The following is a 15,569-nucleotide window of genomic DNA, read 5'->3' as shown; positions in this document are numbered from 1 at the left end:
TAGCGGCTTGGCTCGAGTCTGAAGCGTTTCAGCCATGACTGCAAGAGAGGCTTGTGGCCGGCAGCCTGGGACAGAAAAGCCTGCCGCGCTCGGGCGCAGCAGGCTAGTCGAAAGCTAGAATTCGCTCAGCAACTGGGCGGCGGGGTGGTGCCGCCCGGCAGGTATCAGCGGGCCGTGGCCAGCTCTTGTTGGACGCTGGCGACGGTACGTGGCCAAGGTTTACCAGCCTGGACCTTCGCTGGCAAGTTCTTGATTGCCGCAACCGCTGCGTCACGGTTGGCGAAGCTGCCGTAAGTCACGACATACAACGGCTTGCCCTGCAGGTTTTTCTTGAAGTAGCGATAGTCGCCACCCTGGGCTTTGACGAAGGCCTGGGCCGAGGCTTCGGAGCTGGTGCCGAGGATCTGCACCACGTAATTGCCCGGTTTCTGGCCTGCATACCAGCCACCGCCGCTGCTGGCGGTAGCCGCAGGCTTCTCGACAGGCTTGGCAGCTGGCTTGGCTGAGGCGACCTGGGTTGGCGCAGGCGCAGGCTTAGCAGGTGCAACCGGTTTTGCAGGCTGGGTTGCGACCGGTTTTGGCGCAGGCGCAACCGGCTGAACCGGTGCACTGGCAGTCGGCTTCGACAGCGTCGGGGCTGGGCCGGCAGGCACGCCTTGCGGCGGAGCGATGGTGGTCACGGTCGGCGGGTTGCCAGGCTGCAGCGCGGTATTGCCGGCCGGGCTGCCCTCTTCGCCATCCCCCATGCCAGCGGCCTGGGCCAATGGTTCGCGCATCACCGGCTGCGACTGCCCTACCAGCGGCAGTGGCATCGGCTGCGACGAGCCGGAGAATTCGATGGCTGGGTTGCCATTATTGGCCTGGGCGGCGCCCGGCTGGCCTTCACCTAATGGCAATTGAGCCTGGGCGGCCGGCACCTCGGCAGGTGCCTTGTCGCCTTTCTTGGGCATGAGAACCGCGGCAGCAACGGCGACCACGACCACAGCGGACAGCGCGAGCACATGTTTCTTAGGCATTTTCAACCCCATGGATGGTCGCTTGGCCGTCGAGCGGCTGGCGATCATGGCTTCGATCAAAGTGTCACGGGCGACCTGGTTGATTGTGCCAGGCCAACCGTCGGAGTGTTCATGGATATCGACGATCTGTTCGCGGGTGAACACCTCGATGCCCCGGCCAGCGCCATCCAGACGCTGCTCCAGGTACTCGCGGGTCTCCTCTTCGCTGTACGGGGCAAGCTCGATAACGTGGAAACGCTCTTCCTCGATACTCAGCTCATCCAGCCCGGCAATCAGCGACGGTTCGCCGAACAGGAACACGTGCGGGCGCCCTTCCGGAACACCCGCCGCCAGCTCCAGCAACGCTTGGAGTGCCGACTCGTCGAGTTGTTCCGCATCGTCCACCAGCAAATAGACTTCCTGCCCGGTCAGCGCCAGTTGCACCACCTTCGACAGTATGGCCTGGACCTCAGGCTGGGCGACCTCAAGCGACTGCGCGACCTGGGCGAGCACGCTGGCCGCATCGCTGGCGCCACGGGCAGACACCACCACGCTCTGCACCGATTGCTTGTTGGTACTGGCCACCAGGGCCTGGCGCAGCAAGGTCTTGCCGCTACCCAGGGGGCCGGTGACCACCAGCATCAGCTGGCTGTAACGGGCCAGGTGATGCAGCTGGCCCAGCACAGGCTTGCGCTGTGCCGGGAAGAATTTGAAGCCGGGCACGCGGGGCGCGAACGGATCGTGGCTCAACTGGTAATGGTCGAGAAAGGCCTCATCGGCATGCAAACTGGTCATTGCGCTGTCACAACCTCAAAGCTGGGCCACGATCGCGCGGTAATCCGCCGACAGCGTGGCCTGAAGAATCTCTTTCGGATAGTCGTCGGTGATCACGGCTTCGCCCATCTGGCGCAACAGCACCAGACGCAGACGCCCGTCGAGCACCTTCTTGTCGACCGCCATGTGCTCCATGAAATGCGCCGGGGTCATTTCCTGTGGTGGCACCACCGGCAAACCTGCATCCTGCAACAGGCGGATTCCGCGATCGCGCTCGGTCTGGTCGATCCAGCCGAGCCGCATGGACATTTCCAGGGCCATCACCGTGCCCGCCGACACGGCTTCGCCGTGCAGCCAGACGCCGTAGCCCATATGGGTTTCGATGGCATGGCCGAAGGTATGCCCAAGGTTCAGGGTCGCCCGCACGCCGGATTCGCGCTCATCGGCACCGACCACCGCAGCCTTGGCTGCGCAGGAACGGCGGATGGCTTCGGTCAGGGCCGTGGAGTCCAGGGCACGCAGGGCCTTCATATTGTCTTCGAGCCAACCAAGGAACGGCTTGTCGCAGATCAGGCCGTACTTGATCACTTCGGCCAGGCCTGCGGACAGCTCACGCGCCGGCAGGGTCTTGAGGCTGGTGGTGTCGATCAGCACCGCGTTGGGCTGATAGAAGGCACCGACCATGTTCTTGCCCAGCGGGTGGTTGATACCGGTCTTGCCGCCGACCGAAGAGTCGACCTGGGACAACAGGGTGGTCGGCACCTGGATGAAATCGACGCCGCGCTGGTAGCAGGCAGCGGCAAAGCCAGCCATGTCGCCAATCACACCGCCACCAAGGGCCACCACGGTGGTACGACGGTCGTGCCGGGCAGTGAGCAGGCCATCGAAGATCAATTGCAGCGTTTCCCAGTTCTTGTGGGCTTCGCCGTCAGGCAACACCACGGGCAGCACCGAATAGGCACCCAGGGTCTTGGCCAGGCGTTCGAGGTACAGAGGCGCGACGGTTTCGTTGGAAACGATGGCGACCTGCCGCCCGGCAATGTGCGGCGCCAGCAACTCGGGCTGGTCCAGCAGGCCTTCGCCAATGTAGATCGGGTAGCTACGCTCGCCCAGGTCGACCTTTAGTGTCTGCATGTATCCCCACAATGTACTTGGGCGCGGCGCCGCTTGGGCGACGCACGCGGTAAGTTGAACCTCGCCTCGGCGCTGGTGGCCGAGAATAGTCCCGGCTTATCGGGGCGGCAACTGCTGCAAGCGTTCGAGAATATCGATCACCACCATGCGCGGTGGCCGCTCGTCGGTTTCAACGACCAGGTCGGCGATCTCGCGGTAGAGCGGATCACGCGCTTCGAGCAGGGCGCGAAGGGTCGCTTCCGGGTTGGCGGTACGCAACAGGGGGCGATTGCGATCACGTGCGGTGCGACCAACCTGCTGCTCAACCGAAGCATGCAGGTAGATCACCCGGCCGCCCTGGCGCAACGCCTGGCGGTTGGCATCGCGCATTACCGCGCCGCCGCCGGTGGCCAGGACCACGCCGTCGAGCCCGCAGAGCTCGGCGATCATCGCCTGCTCACGGTCACGGAAGCCCGGCTCGCCTTCCTTGTCGAAGATCCACGGGATGTTGGCGCCGCATCGCAGTTCGATTTCCTTGTCGGAATCTTTGAACAGCAGGCGCAGCTCTTTGGCCAATAGGCGTCCAATGGTGCTTTTACCAGCGCCCATTGGCCCCACAAGTATCAAATTTCGCACAGAATCAACGACTCACAGCAATCGCCTGGTCACTCATGATACGCGGAGTCAGGAAGACCAGCAGCTCGGATTTTTTCTCTTGTAATACATCGCGTCGAAACAGCCGCCCAACATACGGCAGATCGCTGAAAAATGGCACCTTGTCGACCACATTGTTTTGCGTGGTCGAGTAGACGCCACCGATCACGATCGTCTCGCCGTCCGCCACGCGAACCTTGGCATTGACCTCGTTCTTGCGGATCGGCGGTACGTTGTTCAAAGCATTGACGTAATCAGGCTCGTCCTTGGTCACCCTGACCGTCATGATGACCTTATTGTCCGGGGTAATCTGCGGGGTGACTTCAAGCGACAGGGATGCTTCGCGAAACGACACGGACGTGGCGCCGCTCTTGCTGGTTTCCTGGTAAGGCACCTCGGTACCTTTGAGGATCCTGGCCGTTTCCTTGTCGGCCGTGACCACCTTGGGCTGCGAGATGATTTCGCCATTGCCGCTCTTTTCCATGGCGCTGAGCTCAAGGTCCAGCAGGATGCCCCCACGCAGCAGGCCCAGGCCGACACTGGAGCCGGCACGCTCCACCCCAAGGTCGACGAACAGCTCCTTGCCTGGCCTTACGTTCTCACCATACAAGGGCCCACCCCAACGCACCCCAAGGCTCTTTTCGTAATCGACATTGGCCTCGACGATGCGTGCCTCGATTGCCACCTGACGCACCGGCACATCCAGCTGCGCCACAAGGTGGCGCAGCTCGGCAAGGCGGTCAGCGGGCTGGTAGGCCACCAGGGTATTGGTGCGCGCATCCACGCTCAAACTGCCTCGCCCAGTGAGGATGCCGTCGTCTGCCAGGGTTGCCAGCAACAGCTCTGCGAGCTCGGAGGCTACGGCATGGTGGATCGGCATCAGTTCACGCTGCAGCGGCTGCAATTGCGCATCCAGCGCCTGGCCTAGTCGGGCGTCGAGTGATTGCCCGGCAAGCTCCGCCGCCGGCGCCACGAGCAGTACATTGCCCTCTTCACGCCGTGCCAGGCCCTTACTGCGCAGCACCAAATCCAGCGCCTGCTCCCAGGGCACATCCTGAAGCCGCAAGGTGATATTGCCCTGCACCGAATCGCTGGCAACCAGGTTCACGCCGGCATGGTCTGCCAGCACCTGCAATACGGCGCGCACCTGCACATCCTGAAAGTTCAGCGACAGTGGCTCACCCCGAGTGGGGGCTGCCGTCGCCAGCGGGATCGACAAGACGAACGCCGCCGCCCCTCTCCATAGCCTTTTCATCCTTGTCCATGACCTCCTTGTCCAGGGGTTTTCGGAGGGTGAGTACAGCTGTGCGCTCATGCCACTCACGCGCCACGAACCACCGCTCGCGCACGTCGACCCGCTGCTCGTCGATGTGCACCACAACACCCTCATCGCGCCCGAGCCGGTCGCCCAGGCGCACGCGATACAACTGGCCTGCAGACAACAACAGCGCTTCATGCGCGCCGCCTTGCGCCAGGCTCCCAACCATTTCCAGCTGCGCCAAGGGCACACGGCCCAATTCGCCAGGTGCCACTTTCGCCGGGGCTGCGGAGAACGGATCGACCAACGGCGGCACGGCCACTGCCCGAGCGGGCAAATCTGCCAACGACGCAACGGCCGGCGTCGTAGCATCGGCATGATGCGCGTGAACCCTCAGGCGAACGCGCAACAATCCAGGCCGCCCATCGACTTCGTTGATGCTCAGGTCACTCACGCGCAGCAGCCGCAGCTGCCCAAGCCATTCATCCAACCACAGGCGCAGTGCTGCATACCGGCCCACCACCTGAACATCGAGGGGAATGGTTCGGTAGTGCGCCTGCTCCACCGCCTCATGCACATCGAGCCGCTCGAACAGCAGGCCAAATTCATGCCCTGAGGCGGCAAGCGAATCGAGCAGGTCACTCATGCCCTCGCCTGCGGCCAGACGCCACCGGGCAACGTGCAGCGCCTGCTGTGCGGCGGCCAGCGCAGCGCGCATGCGTGCCAGCTCCCGCACCTGCGCTGCCTTGGCCGAATGTTCCTCGCTCAACTGCTCATGCTGCGCATTCACTTGCCCATGGGCGTGCCGCAACTCCGGCAGGCGTAGCCCACACCCCAGCGCCAGCACCAACACACCCAAACCGACCGAAGCGCCCCACCTGAAGCGAGCGGAACGTTCGGCCATGCCCTGCCAGCTCCCCCACCAGACTGCATTCACGACCAAAACGCCGACACACGCGCTGTCAGGACAAACTCATCGCCCGAAGGCAGGTGCTTCACATGCTTTAGCTCCAGGCCTTGCAGCACCGCGGACCGCTCGAGGTCGCGCATGAACTGAGCGACCACAGCACCGGACGCGGCCTGGCCGGTCACCTGCAAACGGCCGCCTGCCAACGTGAGCTCAGTAAGCTGCAGACCAGCAGGCAACGCGGCCTCCAGGTCGCTAAGCAACGCGGGGAATACACCTTGATCGGCGCGCAGGCTGGCCAACACCGCAGCGTGTGCCTGGGCAGCATCGTGGGCGGCACGCACTTCAGCGTGCTGCTCCAATTGTTCATCCAGCAGCGCAATGGCGGATTGACGGCTAACAGTGCTCAACCCTTGCTGCTGCGCACGTTGGCGTGCCAGTTGATCGATCAGCATCACGGCGCACAGGGCCAGCGCCGCACTGCCAAGCAACATCCACTGAAAGCGCCGAAGCATCGACCGGCGCTGCCGCTCGCGCCAGGGCAAAAGGTTCAGACGCATCATGGCTGCATGCCTCCGAGCGCCAAGGCGCATGCCAAGAGCATCTCGCCCCCACCAGGCTCCAACCCCACAATAGAAGGCAGGGGCCGACAGGGCAGCTTCACCTCTGCACTCAGGTTATCCAGCCACGCTTGCTCGATCGGTGAACTGCCAGCGACCAGCACGCATTCCAGTTGACTGTCGTCGCCCAGAAGCACCGGCCATTGGCCAAGTGCTTGGCCAAGGTGCACTTCGCGGCGCTGCGCGGGCATACCCTGCCGCCAACAATGCAGCGTCGCGCCTTGCGCTTCGATGCGCAGCAATGCCGAACCCGCAAGCGCGCCCTGCGGCAACATCCGCCGCAACGCGATACTGTCGACCTCCATCGCCTCGGCCTGCAGCCCGGCTGCATCAAGCAGGGCTTCAACGGGCTCCAGCGCACGCTGGCGACAGGCAGCCACCATGACCTCCTGGCAATCGGCCTGGGCCTCGGAGGCCCCGAGCAACTGGAAGTCCAGCGCCAGATCATCAAGCGGAAATGGAAACAGGCGATCCGCATCAGCCAGCAACTGGGCCTCGATGTCGGCTTCACTCAGGCCCGCTGGCAGTTGGCACACCTTGCAGATCACCTGATTTGCCGGCAGCGCCACCGCAACGCGCCGCTGCCGACTGCCGCTGCGCCTGCAGGCACGGCGCAACGCAGCCACTAGCCGGGCAGGGTCGGTCGCCCAATCAGCCCCACTGTACGGTTCATACGGCTCGTGCGCCCAGGCCGCGACCTGGCAACGCCCCTTGCGTCGCTGCAGCTGCACAATCCGAACGGAGTCGGGGGCAATTTCCACCCCCAAGAGTGAACCGGCATCCATGCCGAAACGTCCAAGCATCGCTGTTCCTTTGCTGTATGCCGCAAACCCGCGTCAGCACTAGGCCTCAGCGGCCAAACGGTTCGACGGGCCACCTGGCCGGTCACCCGGCAAGGCGAAAAAATGCTTATAATGCCCAGCGTTTTTGGTCCGCCGGACCCGTACGCAATTCACTTATCAACCTGGACGCCCAAAAGCCTTGATACGTCTGCTGAAGTTCTTCTGGTGGTCTTCCGTCGCAGTCATTAGCGCGCTCGTACTCGGTGTGAGCGGTGCGTTTCTGTATCTTAGCCCTAGCCTGCCCTCGGTCGAGTCCCTCAGAAGCATCCAGTTGCAGATCCCCCTCAGGGTGTACAGCAGCGACGGCAAGCTGATTGCCGAGTTCGGCGAAATGCGCCGCTCGCCGATCCGTTTCGCGGAAATCCCCCCACAATTTATCCAGGCGCTTCTGTCAGCCGAGGACGACAATTTCCTCAACCACTACGGCGTTGACCCCAGCAGCCTGATGCGCGCCGCGACTCAGCTGGTAAAAACCGGCCACATCCAGACCGGCGGCAGCACCATCACCATGCAGGTGGCGAAGAACTTCTTCCTCACCAGCGAGCGCAGTTTTTCGCGCAAGACCAACGAGATTCTGCTGGCCCTGCAGATCGAGCGTGAGCTGACCAAGGACGAAATCCTTGAGCTGTACGTGAACAAGATCTACCTGGGCAACCGGGCGTACGGCATCGATGCCGCCGCACAGGTTTATTACGGCAAGTCGATCCGCGACGTGAGCCTGGCGCAAATGGCGATGATCGCCGGCCTGCCCAAGGCACCTTCGCGCTTCAACCCCCTGGCCAACCCGGTGCGCGCCAAAGAGCGTCGCGACTGGATTCTTGGCCGCATGTACAAGCTCGGCAAGATTGACCAGGCCAGCTACCAGGCCGCCCTGGCCGAGCCGCTCAACGCCAGCTATCACGTGCCGACACCTGAGGTGAATGCCCCGTACGTCGCCGAGATGGCCCGCGCCGAGATGGTCGGCCGTTATGGCAGCGATGCCTACACCGAGGGCTTCCGCGTCACCACCACCGTGCCGAGCGACATGCAGGAGATGGCCAACAAAGCCATTCTCACGGGCCTTTCCGATTACGATGAACGCCACGGTTACCGTGGCCCCGAGGCACGCTTCCCAGGCAAGACCCACGCGGCCTGGCTGCTGGAACTGAGCAAGCAGCGCACCCTGGGCGGTCTTGAGCCGGCCATCGTCACCCAGGTCGACAAGACCGACCTCAAGGTGCTGACCCGCAGCGGCCAGGAAGAAACCGTCGCCTGGGACACCATGAAGTGGGCGCGCCCGTTCCTCAATAGCAATTCCCAGGGCCGCGCACCGCAAAGCCCCGCCGATGTTGCCCAGGTAGGTGACCTGGTGCGCCTGCAGCGCCTGGACGACGGCAAGCTCAAGTTCAGCCAGGTGCCGGGCGCACAAAGCGCGCTGGTCACCCTCGACCCTTACAACGGCGCCATTCGTGCGCTGGTAGGCGGCTTCTCGTTCGAGCAAAGCAACTACAACCGTGCCATGCAGGCCAAGCGCCAACCTGGCTCGAGCTTCAAGCCCTTCATCTATAGCGCGGCGCTCGACAGCGGCTACACCGCGGCCAGCCTGGTCAACGATGCACCGATCGTGTTCGTCGACGAGTACCTGGACAAGGTCTGGCGGCCGAAGAACGACACCAACACCTTCCTCGGCCCGATCCGCATGCGCGAGGCGCTGTACAAGTCGCGCAACCTGGTATCGATCCGCCTGCTGCAGGCCATGGGCGTCGACCGCACCATCGACTACATCGCCAAGTTCGGCTTCAACAAGCAGGACTTGCCGCGCAACCTGTCGCTGGCACTGGGCACCGCAACCCTCACGCCGATGGAAATCGCCACGGGCTGGAGCACCTTTGCCAACGGCGGTTACAAGATCACCCCGTACTTGATCGACCGCATCGAGAGCCGCAGCGGCGAGACCCTGTTCACCGCCAACCCACCCCGCGTGCCGCAAGGCGCCCAGGACCAGGCAGGCCTTGCCGCGCCAGAGCAGCCGATCAGCACCGCAGCCATGCCGGGCGAGGCGCCGGCCGCCTTTGGCCAAGTCACGCCAGCACCGCAAACGCCGGCAGTGGCGGAACAGATCATCGACGGCCGCACCACCTACATCCTCACCAGCATGCTGCAGGACGTGATCAAACGGGGCACTGGCCGCCGTGCGCTGGCCCTGGGCCGCACCGACCTGGCCGGCAAGACCGGTACCACCAACGAGTCCAAGGATGCCTGGTTCTCCGGCTACAACGCCGATTACGTGACCACGGTATGGGTCGGCTTCGACCAGCCCGAGACCCTGGGCCGCCGCGAATACGGTGGCACTGCAGCGCTGCCGATCTGGATGAGTTTCATGGGTGCTGCGCTGAAGGACAAACCCAACCACGTACCGGCTGAGCCGGAAGGCATCCTTAGCCTGCGTGTCGACCCGGTCAGCGGCCGCGCGGCCTCGCCGGGCACGCCTAACGCCTACTTCGAGCTGTTCAAGGCCGAAGACTCGCCACCATCCGGGGATGAACTGGGCAACGGCGCGGCACCGGGAAGCCCGCTGCCGGCGGATGAAGCGGCGCCGATGGACCTGTTCTGATCGGAGATAGGGATCTCATCCGAGATTGACGTACGCCGTATCAGTGCTTATATTTGGCACTTCGAAGCGACTGACCGGATGAGATTGAGCGCTTCCCAGCGGCCTAGGCCGTAATCGCGCAAGGCGGTTCGCAAGTGGTGTCCGGATCTGCTTTAAGCAACAAAAGAAGACGCCTTGAGCGTCTTTTTTTGTGCCCGAAGCTTCAACGCCTAGTCGCTGTCGGTTGCTGCAAGTACACCTTGCTGCAAAGCAGGGTGAACAGCATGCGCCCCCTCAATACGGGACCACCCTGCTCACCTTGATGGTAAGCACTTTCGACAACCAGCCTAAGCTCCTGCCACTGCTTTTGACCCCCTGTTGCGCGCCGTACTTCGAAGAACACATGGTACGGCCCCTGTGGGTCTTCCACGAGTATCGAGTAGCACCAATTCCGCCCCGTGGCTGTTTCATAGACTCGCACTCCTGACGCCTGCAAACCCTCGATTACACCCCTGAGCCTGAAAGAGAGACGGTAACGAACCAAACAAAATGTTCGCTCCTGACGGCCATCGCGAATAATCGGACCTACCAGGGGCTGGGCCTTAGGATCATATGCCTTACTGAAACAGTGGTTAGAAAAAGTCACTCTCACCCGCAGCTGCCGATTGGCTCGCTCACTGTGAAACATGAAGGTGAAAGGCTCAAGGTGAGCAAAATGAAAGACCTGACCACAGATGGTAAGGGAGGGGAAATAGGCTGGCACAACAGATCCTTTGGAAAGCTATCCGATCACGTTATGCACCATATTGATTGATACTCCTCGGCAAGAGCTGGGGGCACACTCAAAACAGAAACGTCTGACACCCCATTACACGAAAAAGCCCCGACTCTCACGAGCCGGGGCTTTTTGTACTTACGACCAGAATCAGCCGTTGAACACTTCATCCACGCTGTTCAGCGGGTAGTGCTTAGGATACGGCAGGGTCGCCACACCGGACTCGATAGCAGCCTTGGCGACAGCATCGGAAACAACGGTGATCAGACGGGCATCCAGAGGCTTCGGAATGATGTACTCACGGCCGAATTCCAGGCCTTCTACGCCGTAGGCTTCGCAAACTTCCTTAGGCACCGGCAGCTTGGCCAGGTCTTTCAGGGCGATGGCGGCGGCAATCTTCATTTCTTCGTTGATGCGCTTGGCACGTACGTCCAGGGCGCCACGGAAGATGAAGGGGAAGCCCAGTACGTTGTTGACCTGGTTCGGGTAGTCGGAACGACCGGTGGCCATGATCACGTCGTTACGGGTGGCGTGAGCCAGCTCTGGGGAGATTTCCGGATCGGGGTTCGAGCAAGCGAACACGATCGGGTTGGCCGCCATCGACTTCAGGCCTTCTGCGCTCAGCAGGTTCGGGCCGGACAGGCCAACGAACACGTCAGCACCGTTCAAGGCGTCAGCCAGGGTGCGCTTGTCGGTCGCGTGGGCGAACTGCGCCTTGTACTGGTTCAGGTCGTCGCGGCCAGCGTGGATCACGCCGCTGCGGTCGATCATGTAGATGTTCTCGACCTTGGCACCCATGCTGACCAGCAGCTTCATGCACGAGATGGCGGCAGCGCCGGCACCCAGGCAGACGATCTTGGCTTCTTCCAGCTTCTTACCGGCGATTTCCAGGGCGTTGATCATGCCGGCCGCGGTGACGATCGCGGTGCCGTGCTGGTCATCGTGGAAGACTGGGATGTCGCACTGCTCGATCAGGGTGCGCTCGATTTCGAAGCACTCTGGAGCCTTGATGTCTTCGAGGTTGATGCCACCGAAGGTGATCGAAATGCGGCGAACGGTGTCGATGAAAGCTTGCGGGCTTTCCGACTCGACTTCGATGTCGAACACGTCGATGCCAGCGAAACGCTTGAACAGAACACCCTTGCCTTCCATGACCGGCTTCGAGGCCAGTGGGCCGAGGTCGCCCAGACCGAGGATGGCAGTACCATCCGAAATCACCGCAACCAGGTTGCCTTTACCGGTGTATTTGTAGGCCAGCTCTGGATCACGGCCGATTTCGCGCACGGGTTCTGCAACACCTGGGCTGTAGGCCAGGGCGAGGTCACGGGCGGTGGCGGTGGGCTTCGAGAGCTCGACGCTCAGTTTCCCCGGACGAGGTTGAGCGTGGTATTCGAGAGCGGCGGTTTTCAGGTCTGACATGGTGGGCATTCCGCTATTTACTGTTCTGACGGACCGCCGAGGATACGCAAAGAGCCGGGGAGTCACAAGACTGGTCGGTCACTTGTGTCAAGGCCTTTAGCCTACGACTTTACGCTATAACCCACGGGGCATACGAATCACAGTGTGTACAATCCAATACCGAAATGTCTACATCTTTTCAGCCTGAAATGCGTTCTAACATGCTCGGATCGGTCAATGGCAACACCCAGCGTCGCTGACCGGGCTTCAGGCCACCCTTGCGGGAACGATCCAGCACCCAGCCACGCGCTTCGACTTGGCGCCCTTTGAGATTATCGAAGAAGCTGGCCGGGAAGTTGCGTTGCAGACGAGCGGGAACCTGCAGCACCACGGTGCTATCCAGGGTCAGCCAGACGCCGCCGCGGTTACGTTCAACTGCCTCGATTCGGCCACCGATGACAGCGAACCCAGACTGCCTGACATCCCGTGCGCGCAGCACCGGGGAGCTGCGCCACAGCCCGACACCCGCCTTACGCGCCGCTTGCTCGGCCAATTGTTGGCACCCCACCAGGCGCACATTGGGGGCAACGGCAACGCGGTAGCCGAGCCCCTCGCTGAGCAGTTGTGCTTCTAGATTGTTGCCAGTGCGGCCGTAGATGTGCGCCAGTGTGCGGCCGTATTTGTCTTTGCCCTCGACGCCTTGCACCAGCCCTACACGCCCGTCACTGGCTTTGACCAGGGCTTGCAAGCGCCGCTTGGCCGCCTCGGCATAGGGCTCGCTGGTCCGCCCTTTGCGACCAATCTCCGGGGCGTTGATGCCGATCATGCGCACGCTGCGGCCGTCGGTCAGGCGCAGGGTATCGCCATCCACCACCTGCCGCACTGCTACCTGCTGAGGATTGGCCGGCAGCGGACAGAACGCCAGGGCAGGAAGATGCCAAATCGCACCCACAAAAAAAGCGCCCACAAGGGGCGCTTTTTTTTGCAACAGCGCGAAACCCGAGGGATTCGCCATGCGCATTATTACTTCTTGGCACCGAACATGCCGAAGCGATCGGCAAACTTCTGTACGCGACCACCGGTGTCCAGGACTTTCTGCTTACCGGTGTAGAACGGGTGGCACAGGTTGCAAACGTCGATCGACAGGGTGCTACCCAGGGTCGAACGGCTTTCAAACTTGTTGCCGCAGCTGCAGGTGACTGCAACTACTTCGTAGTTCGGATGAATATTTGCTTTCATGGTCACTTCCTCGAGCTGCGTGCCGCCACCCAACACCAATTGTTGAATACCGCACGTAATTAGGCGGCGAATAATACCAGAGCCCAGCCTCAGCGCAAGTTGTCGCTTGCACCGACTGTCGTCTGCTAGGCTCGCCAGTCTTTGAAATGCCCTTGCGAGACCTTCCGCGTGTCCGACGTCATCCTGCGCCTTGCCCTGCCCTCCCCGCTGCGTCGCCTGTTCGACTACAGGGCGCCGGCGAGCATGGCGCGCCAGCCCCTCACACCGGGCATGCGCATTCGTGTGCCATTCGGGCGCCGCGAGATGATCGGCGTGCTGGTGGAGGTGTGCGACCAAAGCGAAGTGCCCGCCGACAAGCTCAAGCCGGCCATTGCGCTGCTGGACCCGGTGTCGCCGCTGCCGCCGGCCCTGCTCAAGCTGTGCCTGTGGACGGCCCAGTACTACCAGCACAGCCTGGGCGATACCCTGAGCTGGGCCCTGCCGACCCTGCTGCGCCAGGGCGAACTGGCCGAGATGCGCCAGGAACGCTTCTGGCACGTCGCCGCCGATGCCCGCCACGATGACCCTCGCATCGCCCGCGCACCGCGCCAGCGCGATGCCCTGAAAACCCTGGCGCAGCACCCACACGGCGTGGCCCACAGCCTGCTGGGCAAGCTCAACCTGAACAAGGACAGCCTCGACCTGCTGCTGGCCAAGGAACTGGTCACCGTCGAAGTACGCCGCCACCTGCCGACGCCGCGCCACGAGCACTGGCTGGCGCAGCCCGAACTGCCCCTCAACGAAGAGCAGCGCAACGCCTTCGATGCCGTGTGCCTGGGCCTTGGCAGTTTCAACGCGTTTCTGCTGGCCGGGGTTACCGGCAGCGGCAAGACCGAGGTCTACCTGCAGTTGATCCGCGAAACTCTGGAGGCCGGCAAGCAGGCGCTGGTGCTGATCCCGGAAATCAACCTCGGCCCGCAAACACTGGCGCGCTTCGAGCAACGCTTCAACGCCCGCATCGCCTTGCTGCACTCGGCGGTCGGCGACCGCGAGCGGCTGGACGCCTGGCTGGCAGCCCGTGACGGCGAGGCCGACATCATCATCGGCACCCGCTCGGCGCTGTTCACGCCGATGAAAAACCCCGGCCTGATCATCATCGACGAAGAGCACGACGGCTCTTATAAACAGCAGGAAGGCCTGCGTTACCACGCCCGCGACCTGGCCCTGGTGCGCGCCCACCAGGAGAACATCCCGATCCTCCTCGGCTCGGCCACGCCGTCGCTGGAAACCCTGCACAACGCCCAGACCGGCCGCTACACCTTGCTGCGCATGAACCAGCGCGCCGGCGGTGCGCGCCCGCCGCGCATGCTGCGCCTGGACGTGAAAAGCCTGCCGCTGGACAGTGGCATCAGCGGCCCGTTGCAGCAGGCCATCCGCCAGACCCTGGAAGCAGGCCAGCAAGTGCTGGTGTTCCTCAACCGCCGCGGCTTTGCCCCGACGTTGCTGTGCCACGATTGCGGCTGGTTGTCCGAATGCCCTCGCTGTGATGCCCGCATGACCGTGCACCAGCGTTCCGGCGTGCTGCGTTGCCACCACTGCGGTTATGACGAACGCCTGCCGCACCAGTGCCCGCAGTGCAACCATGTCGACTTACGGCCGGTGGGTGCAGGCACCGAGCGTGCCGAAGAGCGCCTTAAGGTGCTGTTCCCGGACTACCCGATCCTGCGCGTGGACCGCGACAGCACGGCGCGCAAAGACGCCATGCACAACCTGTTCGGCACCATCCAGCGTGGCCAGCCGAGCATCCTGGTGGGCACCCAGATGCTCGCCAAGGGGCACCACTTCCCACGCGTGACCCTGGTGGCCATCCTCGACGCCGACGGCGGGCTGTTCTCCGGCGACTTCCGTGCCAGCGAGCGCATGGCGCAATTGATCGTGCAGGTTGCCGGGCGTGCCGGGCGCGCCGAAGAGCCCGGCAAGGTGATCATCCAGACCCACCTGGCCGACCACCCCTTGCTGGTACAACTGACCGAACAAGGCTATTTCGCCTTCGCCGAGCAAGCCCTGGACGAGCGCCGCGCCGCCGGCCTGCCGCCTTTTTCGCACCTGGCCTTGCTGCGCGCCGAAGCGCACAAACCGGGCCAGGCCGAAGGCTTCCTCGATGAAGCCTGCAGCGCAGCAGAGCGCCTGGTGGCCGAACAGCGCCTGCCAGGCATTGAACTGTTGGGCCCGGTACCGGCTCCCATGGAGCGCCGAGCAGGCCGCTTCCGCGCCCAACTATTGATACAGGCCAACACCCGGGCACCCCTGCATCGACTGATCAGCGCCTGGTTGCTAGTGTTGGAGCAAATGCCGAGCGGCCGACAGGTTCGCTGGTCGCTGGACGTGGACCCGGTAGACCTCTACTGACACCCTGAGCCTTGGCAAAGGTTGGCAACCCGCT

Annotated in this window: 12 protein-coding genes; 2 read left to right on the top strand and 10 right to left on the bottom strand. The window is 63.0% G+C overall.

The window, feature by feature from the left end:
- Positions 1 to 164: 164 nt before the first annotated feature.
- From MFF34_RS17790 to pilM, 7 genes are all read right to left on the bottom strand, one after another.
- Entirely contained in the window at positions 165 to 1,790 is a 1,626-nt protein-coding gene (locus MFF34_RS17790) for an SPOR domain-containing protein (RefSeq protein WP_238215605.1), read from the bottom strand.
- A 15-nt stretch (positions 1,791 to 1,805) separates the two neighbouring features.
- On the bottom strand, positions 1,806 to 2,903 hold the full coding sequence (aroB, locus tag MFF34_RS17785; protein WP_238215603.1) for a 3-dehydroquinate synthase: 1,098 nt from the start codon (positions 2,901 to 2,903) through the stop codon (positions 1,806 to 1,808).
- Positions 2,904 to 2,999: 96 nt separating this feature from the next.
- Positions 3,000 to 3,518: a shikimate kinase AroK gene (gene aroK, locus MFF34_RS17780; protein ID WP_027592357.1), complete on the bottom strand. Its 519-nt coding sequence runs from the start codon at positions 3,516 to 3,518 to the stop codon at positions 3,000 to 3,002.
- Positions 3,519 to 3,522: 4 nt separating this feature from the next.
- Positions 3,523 to 4,791, bottom strand: coding sequence for a type IV pilus secretin PilQ (locus tag MFF34_RS17775; RefSeq protein ID WP_238215601.1), 1,269 nt, complete (start codon positions 4,789 to 4,791; stop codon positions 3,523 to 3,525).
- Positions 4,715 to 5,698 carry a pilus assembly protein PilP gene (locus MFF34_RS17770; protein ID WP_238215599.1) on the bottom strand — a complete coding sequence of 328 codons (984 nt, stop codon included), beginning with the start codon at positions 5,696 to 5,698 and terminating at the stop codon, positions 4,715 to 4,717. Before MFF34_RS17770 ends, MFF34_RS17775 begins: the two co-directional genes overlap by 77 nt.
- Before the next feature lie 29 nt (positions 5,699 to 5,727).
- Positions 5,728 to 6,264 (bottom strand): PilN domain-containing protein, encoded by a 537-nt coding sequence (locus tag MFF34_RS17765; protein WP_027592354.1) that lies wholly within the window; start codon positions 6,262 to 6,264, stop codon positions 5,728 to 5,730.
- Positions 6,261 to 7,124, bottom strand: a complete 864-nt coding sequence (gene pilM, locus MFF34_RS17760; RefSeq protein WP_238215597.1) for a type IV pilus biogenesis protein PilM — start codon at positions 7,122 to 7,124, stop codon at positions 6,261 to 6,263. Before pilM ends, MFF34_RS17765 begins: the two co-directional genes overlap by 4 nt.
- A 181-nt stretch (positions 7,125 to 7,305) precedes the next feature.
- Here pilM and MFF34_RS17755 point away from each other — a divergent pair, with 181 nt between their 5' ends.
- Positions 7,306 to 9,756, top strand: a complete 2,451-nt coding sequence (locus MFF34_RS17755) for a penicillin-binding protein 1A (RefSeq protein WP_371918104.1) — start codon at positions 7,306 to 7,308, stop codon at positions 9,754 to 9,756.
- Between the two features lie 904 nt (positions 9,757 to 10,660).
- On the opposite strand, the gene MFF34_RS17750 is transcribed toward MFF34_RS17755, so the two are convergent.
- The 3 genes from MFF34_RS17750 to rpmE form a co-directional block, all read right to left on the bottom strand.
- The gene (locus MFF34_RS17750; RefSeq protein ID WP_027592351.1) at positions 10,661 to 11,929 is read right to left on the bottom strand and encodes a malic enzyme-like NAD(P)-binding protein; all 1,269 of its coding nucleotides are present in this window, start codon (positions 11,927 to 11,929) and stop codon (positions 10,661 to 10,663) included.
- Positions 11,930 to 12,107: 178 nt separating this feature from the next.
- Positions 12,108 to 12,929 (bottom strand): thermonuclease family protein, encoded by an 822-nt coding sequence (locus tag MFF34_RS17745; protein WP_238215595.1) that lies wholly within the window; start codon positions 12,927 to 12,929, stop codon positions 12,108 to 12,110.
- A 2-nt stretch (positions 12,930 to 12,931) separates the two neighbouring features.
- Positions 12,932 to 13,147, bottom strand: a complete 216-nt coding sequence (gene rpmE / locus MFF34_RS17740; RefSeq protein WP_027592349.1) for a 50S ribosomal protein L31 — start codon at positions 13,145 to 13,147, stop codon at positions 12,932 to 12,934.
- A gap of 168 nt (positions 13,148 to 13,315) precedes the next feature.
- Here rpmE and MFF34_RS17735 point away from each other — a divergent pair, with 168 nt between their 5' ends.
- Positions 13,316 to 15,535: a primosomal protein N' gene (locus tag MFF34_RS17735; RefSeq protein ID WP_027592348.1), complete on the top strand. Its 2,220-nt coding sequence runs from the start codon at positions 13,316 to 13,318 to the stop codon at positions 15,533 to 15,535.
- Positions 15,536 to 15,569 lie beyond the last annotated feature (34 nt).

It is taken from the genome of Pseudomonas sp. PAGU 2196 (assembly GCF_022179005.1).
Taxonomy (GTDB): domain Bacteria; phylum Pseudomonadota; class Gammaproteobacteria; order Pseudomonadales; family Pseudomonadaceae; genus Aquipseudomonas; species Aquipseudomonas kermanshahensis.
The sequence above is the reverse complement of the archived record's forward strand: the minus strand, read 5'-3'. Positions and strand labels throughout refer to the sequence as shown.